A 19,911-nucleotide genomic window follows, 5' to 3' on the forward strand; every position below is an offset into this window, starting at 1 on the left:
CTCGACGTCGTTCGGCGCCAGACGTTCGGAGAGATGTTCAGGAAGAGGTCAACGGACCGTGCCCTTGCTGACGAGCTCCTCGCCGGTAAGCTCAGCATGCGTCCTCACCCGACGTGGAATTTCCAGGACGGCATCGACTGGAATGCAGATCCGTTCGGGCAACGGAACTGGCGGGCGCAGCTTCACATGCTGCGCTGGTTGGAGCCGGTCCGCAGGGTAGCCATGGCTGGAGACCGGGAAGCACAGCAGTTTTGGCTCCAAACGTGCAAGTCGTGGATTGAAGCGAATCCTCAGTCGGACCCAAAGGCGAAGGACCAACAGGGCAATTTTGTCAGCTATGCATGGGCTGACATGGTGGAAGCGCTGCGTGCCATGGTCCTGACGTTTGGCCTCCCGCTGGTTCAGGAGGGCGAAGATCAATGGCTGGCGGAGTCCATTCATGCACACGGCTTGTGGTTGGCGGACTCCAAGCATCTCGGTCATTCAAATCATGCCCTGCACCAGCACCAGGCCCTTTTCGTCATCGGTTCAGCCCTGGGCAACTCGGAATGGACGCAACTGGCGATACAGCGCCTCACGAGCTTGTTCGAGGAAAACTATGACGAACAGGGCGTAAATGTCGAAGGGGCCATCGGCTACCACAAAAACAACCTTGTGTGGTGGGAAGAGGCCTTCAAGCGTCTGGATGTGGAAGGCGTGCCTCGTCCGGCCTCCGCCGACAGGCTGAATCTCGCCTACCTGGAATTAGCCCACGCCACTAAGCCCGACGGCAATTTCGAACTGATTGGTGATACTGAAGCCACCACTCCGGGAGCGTTGTCGTCCCCCGAATTGGATTACGTGAAGTCGGAAGGTGCTACGGGACAACCGCCCGCCGAGCTCACAAAGATTTATCAGAAGGGGTATGTCTTCGGGCGCAGCGGCTGGGGCGATCACGAACGTGATTTCAAGAAGGAAACCTTCTATTCCCTGTCCTTCGGCAAGGCCAACCGCGTACATGGTCACCAAGATGGCGCTTCCCTGACCCTTCATTCAAACGGCCATCCCTGGTTGGTTGACGCCGGTAAGTACGCGTACAAAAAAGACGCCATGCGCGACTACTGCTTGTCCCGGCTTGGACACAACGTAGTGCAAGTCGAGGACAGGGTATACAACCCCAAGTCCGAAGTGGCCCTCATCCGGTCATTCACCAGCGATGAAGTCGACGACTTCACCTTCGCGGATTCCGGGTATAAAGGCGTCGAACTGAAGAGGCGTGTCGTCTACTGCCGTGGTGGCGAGTTCTTACTCGTCGTAGACAACGTATTCAGTGCCGACGAGGTCTCCGCCAGACAGCGATGGCATCTTGACACGGACACCGCAGTGGAGGATATCCCGGGCGGCCTGCGATTGGATCGCGATGGTACGTCCTCCTTCCTCCTTTGGAAGGGCAACGCGCCTGCCATCTCAGTTGCGAAGGGTTCAGAAGAACCCTTCGACGGATGGATGTCCAGGAAATGGATGGAGAAATTGCCAACCCAGGTTGTCTCCGCCACACAGAGCGGGCGGCGTTTCCGGTTCATCACCATCATTGCCGCGCCACAATCGGGCAACTTCTCTGTTAAGAAAATGGATGCCACCGGCGGACGAATAGCGTTGAGTGCGCTCTCCGGGCGTTACCAGTTCAACCTGACCGTGGAAGAGGATCGCGTTTCGGTCACCCTCGGCGAGGAAGGAACGATTTCCTCCGAACTGGACGACGTGAAGTCAGCTTGGCTTAAGACCATGGACCTTTGCCGCGACGCAAATACCGTGTGGTCAGCGCCCAAACCGGATGACGGCCTGTTCACCACGAGGTACTGGGGCCATTTGAAGACGTGGGTTGCCCAACAGGACAACACCCGAAGTGCGCGGCTGGAAGCTTTGAGTGTTCTTCTCAACCTTCTTCTCGACGCCCCCGATAACTCGAGCGATGATCAGGGCCTGCGTACGGGCATCGTGGATCTCCTGGGGAACGACCTCACTGAAGAAATCGAGCTGAACAACAGCGCTCTGGGCGTGATGCGTGAACCACTGATTGCCTGGTCCGGCGTTGATCTTCGCTCAAAGACCTATGGCCGCAAGATCCAGACCATCAGCTCTCCGAATGAGATCGGTTTCGAGGAAGACGAGAAGTCCAAGATTTACTCCGCCAACCTGGGTGGCCTGGTTCTGCCTTTCGCGGTAGGACGTGGGCCGTCTGATCTCTTATCCGTCAGGTTCCATGGCGCGATCAATAGAACCAAGACGACGTTGCCTTTCTTCCAGGGGCTGACTTCCGAGCTTATGGAAGGGGGAAACCATGCCGTCTTCCAGGACCCCTCACTGGACCTCAACAAGAACATGACCCTCTCTTGGTACCTCGGAGATGGCAGCATCAATGTCCATCGGTTCATGGCCGAGTGCATCCGCAAGCTTCAGCTCGAAACGAATGCAACGCGTATTCTTTTGTCGGGCAGCTCGGGCGGCGGATTCACTGCCCTTCAGGTTGCCGCATACCTCCCCGATTCCGTCGCACTGGTCTTCAACCCCCAAACCGACGTAAAGGAATACTTCCGGACAAGCGCAGATGTGGCTCTATCCACCTGTTTGAAGTCTGACGTCGATGTGGAAGAAGCACGCGCCTTCAGGCTTTCCACGTCCGTGGTCGAAACGTATGCGATGCTGGAACACCTCCCCCGTATCCTCTACGTCCAGAACACAGGCGATACCCACCACGTCACAAAACACCGTAACCCGTTCCGTTTAATGCTGGAGTCCGAACACGGCAACCACGAAGATCGGATCAAATTCGTTGATGTTGAGTGGGGTCCTGGGCACGTGGCCGCCAAGGCCGAGCTTTATGCCCATTTCCGCTCCGCCGCCTTGGAGCAATTTCCGAAAAGTGCCAGTTCATTAATCCACTGATGCAACACTATTGCACCGACCAGATTTCGTTGACTTAGGAAACACGTTGCACATTAACAGAAGACTCAGTTCTGACAGGACCATCGGCCTTTCCGCAGTTGCGGGTTTTGCCTTCATTTTCTTGGGAACGTTGTTAACTCTGCTGCCGCAGGCGGCTTCGACGGCAAGCGCGGTGGTCATCATCGCTTTGTTTGTGGTCGCTCTTGTCGCCATCAGCGTTGCCACCACCGGCCTAGTTGGGAGGCTGAAGGAGAACCGTCGCTTGCAGCGCGAGTCCCAGGCCTCAATAAAGAAGTACTTGCTGACTCTGCAACGGCAGTTGACTGATCTGGGAGAATCCCAGAGCGCCTCGACAGCACAGCTAACCGACCTGAAGAAAGCCCACAACGCCTCCACGGCACAGTTGTCAGATGAGGTCCGAAACTCGACCAGGACACTGCCCTTGCCCACGCCTGAGCTTGAGGCCGAGCACGGGCGCTTGCTGCAACTCGTCGAGGACCTTAAGTCCGAACACGAAGAAAAGGTCCGAGAGGCCGAGGAGCGACACCTCGAACGGCAGTTCGATCTTGTGGCGCTTGACGGGAGAAACTGGCACTCTTTCTCCGGTTCCGAGGTCAAGAAACTTGCTGAGACGCAGTTCAACGCCAAGCCCTTGGCAGTCTACGAGATGCTCGAAGCCCATTCGATCTTTGAGAAGATCAATATGACGTCTCTGCGTGGCCTGGCAAGTGAGCTGCGCAAGCTCGGATACACAGCCAAGAGCCAGCATGTCCTGCGGGTAGTGCTTAGCCGGAAGCACAACGAGAAATTGGCCAGTGCAGTCGCGTTACGCGATGAAGAGGTCAAAATCTTCTCCGGTGCCTTCAAGCCTGAGCCACAAGGACCGTACGAGCACTTTACTCCCAAGCCGAACTGCATTCTGCACGTAGTGGGCAAAGTTCTCCCGACTACACAGTCGGGATATACGCTGCGTACGCACTACACGGCCTTAGCCCAGATCCAGTCCGGGTTGGAAGTACACGTGTGCAATCAGGTAGGCGATGCAGTGAACGCCGACGTAGCCGCGCAGATGGACGTTGACGGTGTCACCTACCATCTCCCGACGGGACCCATCCGACTGAACACTCCCCTGACTACCTGGCTCAGCGCCAACGTCGAGGAACTCGCGCGAGTGGTTGCAGAGGTGCGTCCTGCTGTTCTCCATGCCCACTCTGACTTCTTCAATGCTCTCTCCGCAAGGGCTGTTGGTGACTACTTCGAGATTCCTGTGATTTACGAAAGCCGCGGCTTCTGGGAAGAGTCTTGGCTTTCACGAATGGCCCAAGCCAGCGGTATCGAAGACATCGAGGCATTCAGCAGTCGCTGGGGCGTCCCTGATACCTACGCATGGCGTCGGGAACGCGAGCGTGATTGCAGGGAAGCAGCGGACCATGTGTTCACCCTCGCAGAGGTCATGAAACGCCGAATTACGGCCGAAGGGTGCCCGGAGGACAAGACCTCGGTAGTGCCGAACGCTGTCAGTGGCGACCAATTCCCGGTTCAAACGCGAAATGCCGAGTTGGCTGGCAGGCTTGGCATACAGAGCGACGAGATCGTCATCGGGTACATTTCATCCCTGGTCGAATATGAGGGCGTACCGGTTCTTATCGAAGCCTTCCGACAGTTGCGTGAACGCCTGAGCGTTCCCGTCCGGCTCCTGGTGGTAGGCGATGGACCAGTCCTCGACTCCCTCAAGGCCACAGCTGCGTCGCTCGGACTTCACGATGCTCTCTTCACAGGGCGCGTACCCCACGAGGACATTCTGGGCTATTACGGGCTCATCGACATTTTCGTTGTCCCACGCACGGCAGCAGCTGTGTGCCAGCTCGTCACGCCCCTGAAACCCTTTGAAGCCTTTGCAACGGGACGAACGATTGTCATGTCTGACGTCGACGCGCTCAAGGAAATTGCGGAGGCAAGCGGCTCGGCCGCTCTGTTCCAGGCCGGAAACAGTGACTCACTCGCGGACGTACTCTCCGACCTGGTTTCAAGCCCTGAGACGCGGAGCCAGATGGCGGCAGCCGGCGCGACTTGGGTACGTGAAAGTCGCTCGTGGGAAGCCAACGCGGCTGTCTATAACAACCAGTATGCGAATCTGGCGGCGAATGCAATCCGCGTCTGAATTGCTGTTCCAGCAATTAACGGACGCTGATATTGAAGCACTTCGGCAATGGATCGCTTCAAGTCACCGCCCTGATCTTTCGGACGCAGTTTGGTTCGACAGCTTAATCAGTGATTCCGATTCGGATGTCGCCAGCAACGGCTGGAAGGCCGGAGACTATGGTCGGCTGGATCTCTCGCTGCCCCTCGCCTGGGATACTCTCTGCGCGGACGACAGAAGCTGGGGTTCCCAGCTTCACGGCTGGAAATTCATGGATAGGCCAATTCAGGAGTTTGTCCGTACTGGCGAGAGGATCTACCTTCAATGGTGCTTGGATCGTGCAGTCTCCTGGTCGGAAAGGTATTCTGACCAGGAGACAGACAACGCGATCGTCTGGTACAACATGGCTCTCGGACAGCGCGCCCTTCGACTCGCTGGCCTCATCTATCTGGGGGCAAAAAACGGCATTGCTATCCAGGAACTGCGATCCCTGCTCAGTGCTGTAGACAGGCATAGGCTCGAATTCGCCCTCGAAAGCTCGTTCAATCCAAGCACTAACCACGGCTATTTTGTGGCCATCGGTCAGACAGTACTGGGCGCAGCTCTTGAAGCTGTGCCAGAGATGAGCGGGCTGGCTGAGGAGGGCCGCAGACGGCTGGCAGTCATGATCCGAACACAGTTCCTTCCTGACGGCGGCCACAGCGAGCACTCCCCCGAATATCATCGGATGCTCATGCAATCCTTCCAGATTGCGGTGGACAACGGCCTCATCGAAGATTCCGAACTGACGGGCCGCCTGCGCAAGGCCGCCGACTTGCTGGGCTGGATGATCCAGCCCAATGGTTCGCTGGTCCCGTTGGGTGATACACCGTATGTCAAAATGATAGACGGGAGTCATCCTCTGACACTGAGCCCGGAAACCAACTTTCTGATGTCGGGAGGTTCATTCGGTCAGGCGTGCCCAACAGAACTGGGAGTATTTCCGGACTCTGGCTACGCCTTTGTCCGTTCGCCTCAGCCGCGAGGAGAAGCAGGACAGTCAACTTCGTCTTATCTCGCTTTCACAGCGGCCTTCCACGGGAGAGCGCACAAACACGCAGACGATCTCAATTTCGTCTGGTATGACCGGGGGCAGGAGATATTGGTCGAAGGCGGCCGTTATGGGTATGGGGCACAACTGCCGATAGACTCTCCCCTTCGCGCCGACGGTTTCTATTACGCCGATCCTTTCCGACGGTTTGTCGAGTCCACGATGGCGCACAACACTGTGACCGCCAATGGCAGAGACCACGATCGGCGTCGCGCTCCCGCAGGCTCCGGACTTGGACTATGCAAGCAAGTGGGAGACGTGTTCATCCTGCAAGGGCGCATGGAGCACGGAGGATGGACACACCGGAGGACGGTCGAGTTGAGGCCTGGCATTGGTCTCACCGTCACAGATGACGTGCAGTCTACAGATGCCGTCAAGCGGGACTACCAGGTTTGGTTCAATCTCTCTGGGGCATTGACATTAAGTGCATCCCCTTCTGCCGGGCTCTCTTGGTCTCCAGCCGGTGGAGAGTGGCATCTGACGTTAAGGACGGAACCGGGCGCTTCTGTCCAAGGCCCAGTACGTGAATCCGACAACCCTCTCCGGGGCTGGCGGTCAGTCGAGGACGGAACCCGCGAGGGCGTTTGGTCCGTCTGTTTGGAGGCCAGGAAAACCCGCCACCACGTGTTCAGGAGCATGTTCACCTTCGACAACGTGGACTAGGTACGCCAGAAGGATCTCCTGAGACTGAGACAAATAGGAGCTCTTGGCTCATGAGTGCTCTTAGGAGCGACATGAGAGAGTCAAGGCCTAAAACATCCTGACTTCAAACCGTCCCTCCTCGCCAGGCGTGGAGTATGCGAACATTCAGCAACCCTCATACGAAGGTTGGGGCATGGCGGTGTGCTAAGTCAGTGCTTTGCTTATCCGGCGCCATCAACGTCAGGCGGCCATATTGTGACGGTGCTTCCCGTCTGAACAAGGGACAGGTCTGTTCCAACCGGTAACGTAGGTCCTTGGTAATATCGACCTAACAACTGGGGAACTCATGGGCTCATCTACCGACTACGTGACCAATGAACACGAGGTTGGTTTGCCGCCGCTCCGCATGGAGCGCAAAGCCATCTGGGATTACTACCGCATAGAGTTCTTGCCCAACGGATACCCTGGCCGCCGGACTGATGGTGTGCTCATGGCGCACCCGATCTATGGCCCTTACGTCATCACTGACTATCTGATCCAGTATGGGCTCACCAAGGATCCCATTTTCCTCGAAGCTGCCATTCGGGTCGCTGACATCTCTGTCGCCATGATGGAGCCTTTGCACGACGGCCTGGTATTCAATTACGACGAGGAACGCGCCAAGGTCTCCAGCAAAAAGGGCACCTGGTACAGCGGCCTCACGCAATCCCGTTACGTGGACGTCCTCAGTAAGCTCCTCGCATACCCGGATACCGAACGGTTCCGCGAACCACTGAAGGCTGTCCTGACCAGCTTGACCATCCCCGTAGAGGACGGCGGCGTGGCGCGCTACACCGGCGACGGTGGACTCATTATCGAGGAATACCCGGCAACCTTCCCGAACTGCACGCTGAATGGATGGACCACAGCGACGTGCATCCTGTTGGACGTGGCGAAGGCCACGAATGATGAGGGCGATTGGGAAGTGTTCCACAAATCCGTCCGGGGCATGGAAAGCGTCATCGGCCTCTACGACGTCCCTGAGCTCGCCAACTCTCGCTACAAACTCGAAGGCGACGCTACCTTCCAGCTCAATGCCGTGGGCAGCGACGTGCAAGTGACAGATTGTCAGGTAGTGGTTCCCTCAGCAGGCGTCTTCAATGCGAACGTGGAGGGCGATCAGGCGGGGGAAGCTCTCAAAGCAGGTCCCTTGAGCATTCGAGATGGCAAGTTGGGGCGCATCAAGGTTCGTTTGAGCAGGTTCTCTTGGCCCGCGCCTAACCGACTTTTGATGAAGGTCACCGCTGAACATGCAGCTCAAGTAAAGGTGGCTATTGGGGAGACGATCTATAACCCCTTCGGGAGTGTGCCGAAGATAACCGGTCAGAAGCACCTTAAAGAGTTCGATCTACTGCCCGGAGAGAACCTTCTTGAGGTTCCAGTGCCATGGATTGCTGCGGAGATGGTTGCACACCCCACCAACTTCTCCAAGAAACTCACCGGGCGGCAGTTCAACGTCTATCACTACATCCACATTGATACGCTCACCAAGATCGTGGAGCAGTCTGGCAGCGAGATCCTGGGCTACTACCTCGACAAATGGAGGCACGCTCCGTCATTGTGGGCCGACCATCCGGCGTATCAGGATGAACGCCTCATGCTCGAACGCTTCGACATGCACAAACACAAGTAGCCACAACCAACAAATGCCCCCACCCTGCGGGTGGGGGCATTTGTTATACGGCGCCAAAGAGACCGCCCAGTGGCGTCTGTCCCGCGCGGCGGTGAAAGGTGTAGCCCGAACGTCTGGATGCAACGTAGGGTCCTTACGCGGGAGGCTAGAGCGTTGTAGGGTCACCTTCCATAATCGCCAACACCTCAGGATCCTCCCAGACTATCGGCGCGTATATCTGCCCCAGTTGCTGGATCAACTCAACACATTCGGCGACATCAGATTCAGGGACGCGCTTGAGTTTGTGGATAAACCAGTGCTTCATGAATGTCTGGGCGCGACCCGCTTTGTAGTCCGGCATCAGTCCGACTTCTTCAAGCCAGGCGGCACGAGCCTTCTCCAAGGGAAAGTACTTTTGGTAGAACCGTGGTCCGAGTGTATTTACTACAGAGTTCTCCACCGCACCGTAATAGATGTGGATTGGTACTTCGAGGACGTCGATTCTGCGGGCGTAATGTACCAACTGCTGGAAGAAGAATGAGTCCTGCCCAAGCGCTCCCACGGGCTGCTCAAGGTTAAGGCTCTTAACCCATGCGGAATTGAGCACAGCTGCTTGGATACTCATCGGGTAGAAGTCCAAGCGACTGAGGAGACTTTCCGAGACGTCGTCGCCCTCTACGGGCGAGATGTTCAAATGGCGGCCCAATTTTCGGGAGTTATGGAAGTTCCTGATTCCGTCTGAATATCTGAGCATGTCACCCAGTGCCAGGTCCAGCGATTCATCAACAGCGAGCTGAACGAGCTTCGCATAGCCGTCATAGATCGCTTCATTGTCTGGATCCAAATATGTTATCCAAGGCGCCGTCGACAGTTCCAGCCCTTTATTTCGAGGCCTGGACGCACTACCGGAGCCCGTATCCCCGAACTTAAAGACGCTAACCTGGCTGTACCGCTCCGCTAATTCGTCAAGTATTTGATGCGTGCGCAGGTCGGTCGACCCATCATCAACCAGGATGATCTCCATCTTGGTGAAGATGGACGAACGCTCAAGGGACCTGATGCATTTGTGAAGCAGGAAAGGGCCGTTGTTATGAACGGGCACGATGACGGAAAGTAGCGCTTCGTCCGAAGCCGGCATCGGGTCTGACAGCACCAGAGACTCTTCACGTCCGGTAATGCCCAGCGGATCGAGTACGTAGCCGCTGCCTCGAACGCGGTCATTGCGGAGATACATTTCGCCGGCATCGGACTCGAGCCACAATGCGCCGGCAGTAGGTTCCGGCAACGTCGAAAAGGACTCGTGCTCGGGCATTTTGACTGCGTCAGTGCCGACATTCGGCATGGACTTCGTGACGAAATCAACGTCCGCGTACTTGAACGCGTTAACAAGATCCTCAACATAGGTCGGGCTGTATCTGAACCGGTCCGAAACGGGTACGGCTATATCAAACTCCCTATACCGTTGGCGCAACTGCTCGGGGCTGACTGTTTCAATTCCCCTGACAGTCTGCTCCCGAACGACCCGCTGCAGTTCCTCGGAAGGTGACTCCATGACAGCGCACACCCTCGACCGCGAAGCTCCCGTTGGCTGGCCCGCCGCCTCCAAAATCTCAGCCATGCGATCGTGAGCAAGGTGATCGGTGTAGGCCCGTCTTAGACCTTCCATTTGCACCTCGTAGAGGCTGCTCTTGGACATTCCGTCTAAAACGTCCCGAACGTCTGACGTAGTTTGGGCCGTCAGCACGTTGGGAAATCTGTTGTTGACTCCCACGTTATAGTTCGACAACACCATGGACCCCATGGCCTGAAGTTCAACAACCCGGTTGGCGTACATCGAAGCACTCGAGATAACGGAGTTGAGGTTGATGTTGAAGTCCGAGATCCGCTGGAGCTTCAAAAGCAGATCATGGTCAACGGTGGGCACCACATGCTGAAGGTACTCTTCCGGGAAAAAGTATCTGCTGTTCTCCAATGACCAGTTGCGGTCAATGATCACGAGGTTTCTAGACGATTCGAGGACACCATCGAAGATCGCTTTCGCTCCCGATCGGCGTGCAGGGTATCGCTGTGTATGCCATGAACCAGCGAACAGCACATCCGGGAGACGGTGTCTCCGGGAGTACACCGGTGAGTGGTGATACGGGTTAACACCGAAACTCAATACTCCAATTGAGCTTGCATCCGGGCAATCCCTTGTGTAGTCAGCAACGCTTTCTGCTGCACAGGTGAATACATGATCGGCTGCCTTGGCGATGCTCAGGAACTGGCTATAGTTGGGCGGATCCTCTTTGGAGTAGAAGGCAATTGGCACCCCTTTGGCTCGGAAGTATGGGACGACCTCTTCGAGAAGGAACTTCCTCTTCTTCGATGTGGGAGTCGCAAGCCCTTTCCATTCACCGCCAAGTCCACGCCAGGTACTCGCTATGAGCAACAGCCCGGCATCAGCAGCTACGTCCTGATAGTTTGCCGGAGTGACGTAGCTGAGACTCGCGGTTGAGTCGAAGCTCTTGTAAAGAAATTCATCGGCAATAATCGCGACGTCAACCGGATGGGGCCTGAGGCTTCTCGAACCCAGCGTTTCGGGAATATCCTCCAAAATGGGACGGAGATCCTCAATATAGCCCTGGACGTGTGACGCGTTCCGTCGTGACAGATACTTTTGTTTCGTCGTCGACGGCATTGCGGGTTTGCCAGCGAGTACTGAATCCACGTAGAACTTCGAAGTGTAAAACCCCTGCCGTGAGTCGGACACAGATTGGCAGTATTCGAGTTCTTCCAAGCGCTTCTTAGCCCGCCACAGGCGATTCTCCGTGTCACCCATCAGGCTTTCCCCCGTCCTTGGCGCCTGCGCAGGCGCCAATATTTCAGCTGCAGCGCACCGAGCGCCGAATTGGACAATGCTGCGAGTTTCTTGTCGCGCTCTGCGAGATCTCGCTGGCTGGCAGCATATTTCTCCCGGTACATGTCCAGTTTCAGGCGGGCCGTGAAAAGCTCTTGGCTGAACTGCCGCCGCTCGGCTACCACAGAGGCCATCTCCACTTCCCGCTGGTACGCGTCGCGCAACTCAGCCTGCAGTTTTTCGATCTGGACATTGTGCGCAAGCGCCGCACGGCTAATGCCCTGCCGAATCTGCTCGACGTCCCCGTTGTTAGGGTCCATAAGGTAGTGAGTCTTCCTCTGTGGTAACCGAAGTGCTGTCAGTTGGCGGCGTGGACTGCTGTGGCAGCTGCTTCTACGGTGAGATCCGTTCCCCAGATGCCGCGGGAATCAATTACCGTCTTGCCTGCATAAGCCGCCGGCGAAATGGACTTAAATTCGTCGTGGTCCACCAAAACCACAATGACGTCAGCTTTGGAAATGGCCTCTTCCGTGCCTACGAGCTCCACATTGGATCGGTCCCGAAGAGCTGCGGGAAGGGCCTCCACGTGCGGCTCAACGACCAAGAGCTTGGCCGTGGGAAGCTGCTCAGCCAGTTCAGCTGTGATGCCGATGGACGGCGACTCGCGCAGGTCATCGATGTTTGCCTTGAACGCCAATCCAAGCGTGGCGATAACCGGCGCGGCTCCGACTTCCTCAGCCGCCTTGCGCGCTTTGGCCACAACCCATTCGGGCTTGGCATCGTTGGTGATACGTGCTTGCCGGATGAGCTGAGCTTCCTCCGGGGCCGCAGCCACAATGAACCACGGGTCCACAGCGATGCAGTGACCCCCCACGCCCGGACCAGGCTGCAGGATGTTGACCCGCGGGTGGTGGTTTGCCAACCGGATCAATTCCCACACATCGATTCCGAGCTTATCGCTGATGATAGAGAGTTCATTTGCAAAGGCAATGTTCACATCGCGGTAGGAGTTCTCAACCAGCTTCGCCATTTCAGCCGTCACGTCATCAGTGACCAAGATTTCCCCTTGGCAGAAGACCGCATAGAGGTCTTTTGCCAGTTCTGCGGCCGCGGGCGTAATGCCACCCACAATGCGGTCATTCGTGACGAGTTCGATCATTACGCGGCCCGGCAGAACTCGCTCGGGGCAGTGAGCAAAGTGAATAACAGGGGCACCATTGGCGCCGTCAAGCGAGAGGTCAGGCCTCAGGGCGAGAATATAGTCAGCCATGTGACGCGTGGCGCGAGGCGGTGAAGTCGACTCGAGAATAACGAGTTCGTCGCCTTTGAGCTGGGGTGCTATTCCGCGAGCCGCTGCCTCAATGTAGCTCAAGTCGGCAGAATGGTCGTCGCGGAACGGAGTCGGTACGGCCACAATGTAGGCCTCTGCAGATGGAGTCTCCGTTGTTGCCTTAAGGTGTCCCTGGCTCACGGCACCTGCCACGTGTACACCGAGGTCGGGTTCCACAAATGGGACCTCGCCGCGGTTTACTGCATCGACCGTGTTTTGGTTTACGTCGATACCAACAACGTTGATCCCATTAGTCGCGAGGATGGCGGCAGTCGGAAGCCCAATATATCCAAGGCCAACAACAGCTACGGTTTTGATATTCGTCATTTACTTCCCCTTTTTGTTAAACAGTGATGAGTTCTTTGGGATCTCCAAAGAACTTGATTTCGCCGGACGCGGCCAGTTCCTCATCTGAGACATTCCAGGTATGGCCGTCGCCCTGCCGGAACTGGCAGAAGTTGAATCTGTCGGCAGAATAGATGGAACCGCCCGCTGTGGTGACGGCTCTAAGAAAACCTGTATCTTCTCCTCGGTTAACGGCTTCAAAAGGATGGGATTCGAAGACCTCCCGACGCGCCGTGATAGTTGGTCCCACGACGAAGCGGGTTGACCGGTGTTCCATGTGAGCAATCCGGAGAACAGTCGCCTTAGTTGACGCAAAGTGCATGTAGTGGGCCTGCTTACCCACTACATCTGCCTTCGAGTAGTCAAGCGCATGCAGGAGGTCCACAAGATATTGCGGACCGTAGTAGTCATCATCATCCATCTTTGTGAGTACTTCACTTGAGGATGCCGCGACACACAGGTTCAGGCACTCACCCAAGGTCAAGTCCCTGGACGCGGTCAGAAGCTTGAATCGCTGAACCCCGTACTTTTCGGCCAGACCTTGCACACGGTCCATGGGAACTTCAAAGCCGTGCGTAAGTAAGACCAACTCAACGTCAACGTCCGATTGGCTTCCGATGGTGGCGAAGACATGCTCCAGTTGATGCGGCCGAATGGTCGGCACGAGAGCACTGACTGTTGGCAGGGCAACACGACGCACACGCTCCGGGAGAACAGCTGCGATTATCGTTTCCGCGCGGTGGGCATACGTGTGCTCGCTCCAGATTCGTCGTTGGCCCCTATGAACTACTCGATCATTGAGTTCGGGGCTGCGGGCCAACATTCTGATCTGATGTTCACCCTGCTCTTGTGACCCCGCTACAAAAACCTCATCCGGCTCAAAAAAGTGACCGATAGCCGCGCTCGGCGTTGAGACTATCGGTGTCCCCGAAGCGGTGATCTCAAAAATCCTTCGCGCGCACATGCTGGGAGAACCGACCACGGAATTAACATTGAGAAATACCTTGTACGCCCTGTACGCAGTGAGCATTTTTGCGTAGTCCAGGCTACCGACTACGTTCTCGTTGAACGGTACTGGAAACTGGTAGCTGGAATCGCCACCTAGTTGGCGCGAAAATATGTCCAACCTTGGCCCTGACTTAGACGACGCGTCCCTTGCCGCACTGAGGAGTAGATCCATCTGCTGTCGGCGTTCAGGGTACTTATGAGCAAAGTACATTCCGGCGAAGGCCACTCCTCTTGAATGGCGACCCTCACCAATGCGAACCGGATTGTGGATTGCAGGCTGTGCAGCAAACGGCAGCGGAGCTATGCGGTCATGGCCCAAGTCCCTTTGATAGGACGGAATGCGGTCTGAATCACTCGTGAAGACCATGTCGAACTCACGAGCTGCGGGGAGGAAGTCCTCGTAGTGAGGTGGATCCTCCTTATTCCAAAAGACTGTAGGAATCTGCCGCGCCCGGCACCACGCCATCAATTCCAAGAACTCCGGCTTTGGTCCGGATGTGCCCATGAGCTGGTACTTCCAAGAGCCTTGGTTGCCGCTCCAGGCAGACTCTACGAACAGGAAATCGATGGACGTTTCCGCCAACTGCTCCTGCCACGAGTCTTTGCGAAGGTGCAACAAGTTCCATTCAAAGGAGTAAGCAGCACTTGAAAAATCATCCAGAATCACGCCGACTCTAAGATCCTGGCGTCGCGGATCACGATCAGGTACGCGATAGGGCCCAAAGGCTGCAAGATTAGCGGGCCCCGAACCAGAAGAACCAGGTCGCGTCTTTCGTTTGCCTCGTGGACTGTTAATTCGCTTCTCGACTTTTTGTCTCCTGCGCCACTCCAAGAGCTGGTTCAGTCCACCCTGTCGGTAATGCCAGGCAGCTTTGCGAATGTCCTCGATTACTAGCATGTCAGCGTCCTTCCATCCGACGCCCGCTGGCTCGTTCGAGCACACGTGTAGCGACAAGGTTTGCACGGGCTTCATCCTTGATACCTGCGGCTGTGAGGTTGTTCCCACGAGAAAGGTTGGATGAGAAGTCTTTGTACGTAGCTGTCACGTCCTCAGCGGGCCCATCCATGATGAGCTCGCCCTTATCCAGCCAGATCACCCTGCTGCACATGTCCCGGATGGTGTCCAGACCGTGACTGACGATGAAGACGCAACCCGCTTGGGCCCGCAGCTCATCCATGCGCGCTTTACTTCGGTTGTTGAACTGTGCGTCTCCAGTGTTCAGCGCTTCATCGACCAGGAGGATTTCCGGATTGACAGATGCTGCAATAGCAAAGCGCAACCGGGACGCCATGCCTGAGGAGTACGTTTTCATTGGCAGGAAGATGGCGGAATCCAAACCAGAGACTTCGACGATACTGTCGAAACGAGCATCGATCTGCTCCTTTGTCATCCCCATAGCGAGGCAGCCCAGAACAACGTTTTGATCGCCGGAAAGTTCAGGGACCAGTGCGGCATTGACGCCAAGGAGAACGGGAGTGCTTGAAGCGTAGACAGCACCGTGGGTAGGCGCCACCTGGCCGCTGATCAATTTCATCATTGTGCTTTTTCCAGAACCATTACGGCCGATGATACCGACAGACTCGCCCCTCTCCACGACCAAAGAGATCTCTTTGAGCGCCGAAACGGTGACCAAGTTCGGCCGTTCCAGCAGGCTTGTAATTCTTCCCCTGATTCCCCGTCTGCTGGACGTGCTGCGCCCGTCAGAAGATGGCACCCGATAAGTCATCCGGACCTTGTCTATGACTACGCAGGGTGGACCATCCAGAAATGCAGTTGAATCAATCGCGCCCATAGGTCTCCTCCCCTTGCCAGAAGAATACGAAGCCAATCAAGAGTGCCCCCAGCGCGACGACACCCAGAGTTGCCCATGACTCCCAAGAAGGCACACGGTCGTAAAGGACGCTGCTGCGAACGATATCAATGACGTTGAAGAGCGGATTGAACTTCATCACGGCGAGAATCGTCGGATCGGACACGAACCGTTCGTAAGAGTAGAAGACGGCCGAACCGTACATCCAGGCACGGATAACGAACGGAAGGAGATGGGTGATGTCGTGAACCTTCGAGATGACACGTGCAAGTATCAGCCCGATCCCAAGATTAAAGATCCCCTGCAGAATCACGGCCGGAATGGTAAGAAGCCACAACAGGCTGACTTTCTCGGCGGGCGGCACCAGAACTATGAGAAGGAGCATGCCCAAAATCAAGGGAACAGCTGAAAGCATCTCACGCATGTTGGCACCCAAGGGCAGTGCTGCCCGTGGAAAATTGAATGCTTGCACAACAGATTTACCGTTGCGAATCGATCGCGCACCTGACGTGATCGCGCCGGCGCTGAACTGGAAAAGGAAGACTCCAACAACCAGATAACCGACAAAATTATCGATGCCATGGCTGGTCTGCAGCAGCAGGCCGAACACGAAGTAGTACGTCAACCCATTGAAGACGGGGTTCAGCAGAAGCCAGGCGCTACCAAGCCGGTCTTTCCGTGTTCCACTCTGTACCCGAGCCCGGGCGTCGTAGAAAATAAACTGGCGGTAATCCCAAAGCTGGACCAGATAGTCCAGAAACCCCGGACGGGACCCGACCCGGGAGAGCTTCCTGATATCCACCGACAACGGCTGTATTGCCGCCGGCGGTGGAAGCTTAGCTTTCTTTGCCGACACTAAATGGGTCTCCTTGATCGTTTCGAAAACACTGTGTCGCAAGCCCAACCCAACTGAACCAGTACGCCATCGTAGGTGCAGGAAAGCGCTGCACCCGTTGCCAACCTGTCCGCTGACATCAGTTGCCCCTCAATGTCTCGTAAGCCTTGCCATATAGATCTGCGTTTGCTTTCCATGTCCGCGTGGCCAGGACTTCCTGACGGCCGGCAGCCCCTAATCGGAGTCGCAGACCTTCGTCGTCGAGCAATTCGAACAGTGCATCGGCAAAAGCGTCAGGTTTCTGCGCTGGTACCAAGCGGCCGTTTACCCTGTCATGCACGATCTCCCGTAAGGCATCAAGATCACTTGACACCACAGGTCTCCCCGAGGCCAATGCCTCGACCGGCTTCAACGGCGTGACCGCCCTCGTTACGGCGAGATCCTTCCGAGGCACGACGAATACATCCAGAGCTTGGTGGAAGAGATGCGCTTTGGCTGCCGGCACCCGACCTGCAAAATGAGTTCGTTCCGATAGACCGAGTCGCCGGACCTGATCCTGAAGAGCAGGAGCCGCCGCCCCATCTCCAACGACGAGCAACTTCAACTTTGACAGCCGAGGTGCAAGCAGCGCAAATGCTGAGACGAGATCATCGATGCCCTCGTAATCCACAAGACTGCTGACGGTTCCTATGTAAAGCCCCTCCGGATCCAGTCCCAAGGCAAGACGGGCCGCTTTATGCTCCAGGGGTTCCCTCAAGTAGGATCCACCCACTGCGTTGGGGCAGATGAGCACCTTGTTGGCCGGGACTCCCGACGCAACGATATTGCTCTTCATGGCCTCACCAAGAGTTACCACCAAGTCAGCGCTGCGCATGACGTCGGCCTCGCGCTCCATAAACAACTGATAGCGCTCGCTGCGCCGCGCATCGTCGCCGCGAGTTGATGCCCAAGTGTCGGCAAGCTGCCCACGAACCTCGTAAACCCAGGGTAAGTCCAAAGCGTTTGCTACTTCGCGTGCAACCACACCGTTGACAAAGTGAGTAGTTGTATGAAGAACGGAAGGCTTGAAACTCCGGGCTACTTTGAGAAGTTCATCGGCCTGCTGCTGTAAGCGACCATCCATGGACTTGGCCATGTGGGTTGGAAGTAGGCGAGTGTAGTGGACTCCATCCACAACGTCGTCCTTCCGCGCGGTGAGTGCACCGATCTGTACCGGATAGCCCAGACGGGTGACGGCTAACGTCTCCCAACCGGAGTCTTGTTGCGACGTGAGGATCGAATGGGTCCGCCGAGCATAACCACTGGCCGTATGGGGTACGGAATTCGTCAAGAGGTGCATGACGCGCCGAGGCTTTGACTCGAAGCTGATTTTCGGCAGTACGGGGCGCCATCCCCTGAAGACTTTGAGCTCTGATTCGAGTCGTGCTCGCTGCCTGGCCATACCTGCGGGTTGACCTGTCAAAGCCTCTACAGCCCCGGACATGTCGCCGTCGTACCACTTGCGTCGCGCCGAAGTCGCAGGACGCTGACGTGCGCCCTCGGCTTGAACCAAGAAAATGTCCGCCCATTCAGGCTGTCCCGCGGCAAGTGCAATTTCGCTTGCCCTCCGAGCTTGGCCGGCGGTGATTCTCTGAGCCGAAGTGCCTTCGAACCGCTTCACCAATCCGCCAATGTCACCAGCAGCGTGACTTGCGAGCAAAAATAGCGGTTTAGACGAACTTGGTGCTGCTTTTGCAACCATGGTGGCAGCGGGCCCAACCACGGATGAAGGCAGCCGCCTAAGTATCAGGAGCACGAGCATGAACGGTGCCTCTGTCATGTGTTCAACAACTGTGCTTGCTGCCAACTTGAAGTTAGTCATGACGCGAATCATGTGGATTCCCGCCGTTCTGACGCCTGCTGGGTCTTGGCTGCTACTTTTGCGATCTCCTGCATATATTGAAGGGCAAGATGCGCATAGTCCGCGTGCTCGCTTACCCACTCACGACCACTTTTGCCTGCTGCGAGCCTTTGGCGGTCTTGGGAAAGCTCGCGCCACAGTTGAGCAACAGCTTCAGGATTGGCCTGCACCACGTCGCCCGCTTGGGCTTCGCGGATGATTCGCTCAGCCTCACCTCGGACGATTGCGGTCACATGCCTGCCGATCGCCAGAACCTCGTAGGTCTTCGACGGAACGGTTGTCTCAAATGACTTCCAATCATCGCGAAGCGACACGATACAAGTGTCCGTTTCCCGGTACTTTTCAAGAACAGCCGGGCCGTGAAGCGATGGGTAAAAGGTCACCGGAGCGTTCAGTTCCCGAGCGAGCTTGACCAGTTGAGGCCTGGTTGTACCTTGGCCGACCAGTGTCAGGTGAAAACCATCTCCCAACAATGCGCTGGCTCGGATGAGAATGTCCAGCTTCTGGCTCTTGCCGTGATTGCCAAGGTAGAGAGCCCGGAACTCCGTACGATCAAGAGCGGGGGGCTCCAGGAATGGGACTGTATGGAGATCCAGTCCATTACTGACCGTGGCTACATGCTTGATGCCCCGCGCGCGAAGCGTGTCAGCAAATCCCTCTGTCACTGTAACTACCAAGTCGGCCCGTTGCTGCAAGAACTCCACAGCATGCTCCACAAGACTCTTTACGCTGCCCTGAACGATACGAGCATCACGTGCCAGGTCCGGCCATGCATCCCGCATCTCGACAATAAAAGGGACCCTCCTGAGCTTGGAGAGAACGTACCCGGTGGCCAACGTAGGAAGGCTGGGAGCCGTGGCGAGAATGGCGTCGGGCTTCTTGCCTCCAAGGCCCACGGGAACGGACATAACAGCAGAGAACAGCTGATCCATAAATCGGGCAAGGGACGACGTGCCCATGTGCCTCAGATAGGGGACCCGTCGGATGGTTTCACCATGAGGACCTCGCTGATGCGAAAAAGCGAGTCCTGCTTGTCGGCGGGGCAGATTGCGCCGGCCGTTTGGATAATGGGCCACAGGCGCGACAACGTCCACGTCCCAGCCAGCTTTACGGAATTCACGAGCGAGGGAGGCCCACCTGCGTTGGGGTGGGCTATGTTCTGGCCAATAAGAGTGCGTGAGGAGCATGAGGCGCATCGGTGATGCAGGATTTTCCGCAGCCTGTTCCCCGGTTAGGGAGTAACCCATGGGCTACTTGCCGTTAAGACGGGGGCGAGGACTCCCCTTGGAACGCAGAGCACGGAAGTATGCAACGCCCAGCAGAATCAGCACGAGGATGGTAACCCCTTGGACAAGGGGGTTGTTCTCAGCAACGGGTGCCAAGGCAACCTTTAGC

Annotated in this window: 12 protein-coding genes; 4 read left to right on the forward strand and 8 right to left on the reverse strand. The window is 56.6% G+C overall.

Annotated features, from left to right (window positions below):
- Positions 1-33: 33 nt before the first annotated feature.
- From ABIE35_RS01735 to ABIE35_RS01750, 4 genes are all read left to right on the forward strand, one after another.
- The gene (locus ABIE35_RS01735; protein WP_354512349.1) at positions 34-2,925 is read left to right on the forward strand and encodes a heparinase II/III domain-containing protein; all 2,892 of its coding nucleotides are present in this window, start codon (positions 34-36) and stop codon (positions 2,923-2,925) included.
- 121 nt (positions 2,926-3,046) lie between these two features.
- Entirely contained in the window at positions 3,047-5,086 is a 2,040-nt protein-coding gene (locus tag ABIE35_RS01740) for a glycosyltransferase (protein ID WP_354512155.1), read from the forward strand.
- On the forward strand, positions 5,070-6,818 hold the full coding sequence (locus ABIE35_RS01745) for a heparinase II/III domain-containing protein (RefSeq protein WP_354512156.1): 1,749 nt from the start codon (positions 5,070-5,072) through the stop codon (positions 6,816-6,818). The genes ABIE35_RS01740 and ABIE35_RS01745 overlap by 17 nt, the downstream gene beginning before the upstream one ends.
- A 325-nt stretch (positions 6,819-7,143) precedes the next feature.
- On the forward strand, positions 7,144-8,469 hold the full coding sequence (locus ABIE35_RS01750; RefSeq protein ID WP_354512157.1) for a D-glucuronyl C5-epimerase family protein: 1,326 nt from the start codon (positions 7,144-7,146) through the stop codon (positions 8,467-8,469).
- A gap of 145 nt (positions 8,470-8,614) precedes the next feature.
- Here ABIE35_RS01750 and ABIE35_RS01755 read toward each other — a convergent pair whose 3' ends face one another.
- The 8 genes from ABIE35_RS01755 to ABIE35_RS01790 all read right to left on the reverse strand — a co-directional run bounded on the left by ABIE35_RS01755 (position 8,615) and on the right by ABIE35_RS01790 (position 19,763).
- Positions 8,615-11,269 carry a glycosyltransferase gene (locus ABIE35_RS01755; protein WP_354512158.1) on the reverse strand — a complete coding sequence of 885 codons (2,655 nt, stop codon included), beginning with the start codon at positions 11,267-11,269 and terminating at the stop codon, positions 8,615-8,617.
- Positions 11,269-11,607, reverse strand: a complete 339-nt coding sequence (locus ABIE35_RS01760) for a hypothetical protein (protein WP_337339261.1) — start codon at positions 11,605-11,607, stop codon at positions 11,269-11,271. Before ABIE35_RS01760 ends, ABIE35_RS01755 begins: the two co-directional genes overlap by 1 nt.
- 38 nt (positions 11,608-11,645) lie before the next feature.
- Complete coding sequence (wecC, locus tag ABIE35_RS01765; protein ID WP_337339260.1) at positions 11,646-12,944, reverse strand: UDP-N-acetyl-D-mannosamine dehydrogenase; 1,299 nt, start codon at positions 12,942-12,944, stop codon at positions 11,646-11,648.
- Positions 12,945-12,960: 16 nt separating this feature from the next.
- Complete coding sequence (locus ABIE35_RS01770; protein WP_354512159.1) at positions 12,961-14,637, reverse strand: glycosyltransferase family protein; 1,677 nt, start codon at positions 14,635-14,637, stop codon at positions 12,961-12,963.
- 232 nt (positions 14,638-14,869) lie between these two features.
- Positions 14,870-15,763 carry an ABC transporter ATP-binding protein gene (locus tag ABIE35_RS01775; RefSeq protein ID WP_354512160.1) on the reverse strand — a complete coding sequence of 298 codons (894 nt, stop codon included), beginning with the start codon at positions 15,761-15,763 and terminating at the stop codon, positions 14,870-14,872.
- On the reverse strand, positions 15,750-16,637 hold the full coding sequence (locus ABIE35_RS01780; RefSeq protein WP_354512161.1) for an ABC transporter permease: 888 nt from the start codon (positions 16,635-16,637) through the stop codon (positions 15,750-15,752). Before ABIE35_RS01780 ends, ABIE35_RS01775 begins: the two co-directional genes overlap by 14 nt.
- Positions 16,638-16,755: 118 nt before the next feature.
- Positions 16,756-18,477 (reverse strand): glycosyltransferase family 4 protein, encoded by a 1,722-nt coding sequence (locus ABIE35_RS01785; RefSeq protein ID WP_354512162.1) that lies wholly within the window; start codon positions 18,475-18,477, stop codon positions 16,756-16,758.
- Between the two features lie 8 nt (positions 18,478-18,485).
- Entirely contained in the window at positions 18,486-19,763 is a 1,278-nt protein-coding gene (locus ABIE35_RS01790; protein WP_354512163.1) for a glycosyltransferase family 4 protein, read from the reverse strand.
- Positions 19,764-19,911: the final 148 nt, after the last annotated feature.

The organism is Paenarthrobacter sp. 4246, from assembly GCF_040546855.1.
Lineage (GTDB): Bacteria > Actinomycetota > Actinomycetes > Actinomycetales > Micrococcaceae > Arthrobacter.

Coding starts and splice junctions, on each gene's coding strand:
- ABIE35_RS01735 (WP_354512349.1), top strand. CDS start 34: ATGTTCAGGAAGAGGTCAACGGACCGTGCCCTTGCTGACGAGCTCCTC.
- ABIE35_RS01745 (WP_354512156.1), top strand. CDS start 5,070: ATGCAATCCGCGTCTGAATTGCTGTTCCAGCAATTAACGGACGCTGAT.
- ABIE35_RS01750 (WP_354512157.1), top strand. CDS start 7,144: ATGGGCTCATCTACCGACTACGTGACCAATGAACACGAGGTTGGTTTG.
- ABIE35_RS01755 (WP_354512158.1), bottom strand. CDS start 11,269: ATGGGTGACACGGAGAATCGCCTGTGGCGGGCTAAGAAGCGCTTGGAA.
- ABIE35_RS01760 (WP_337339261.1), bottom strand. CDS start 11,607: ATGGACCCTAACAACGGGGACGTCGAGCAGATTCGGCAGGGCATTAGC.
- wecC (WP_337339260.1), bottom strand. CDS start 12,944: ATGACGAATATCAAAACCGTAGCTGTTGTTGGCCTTGGATATATTGGG.
- ABIE35_RS01775 (WP_354512160.1), bottom strand. CDS start 15,763: ATGGGCGCGATTGATTCAACTGCATTTCTGGATGGTCCACCCTGCGTA.
- ABIE35_RS01785 (WP_354512162.1), bottom strand. CDS start 18,477: ATGACTAACTTCAAGTTGGCAGCAAGCACAGTTGTTGAACACATGACA.
- ABIE35_RS01790 (WP_354512163.1), bottom strand. CDS start 19,763: ATGGGTTACTCCCTAACCGGGGAACAGGCTGCGGAAAATCCTGCATCA.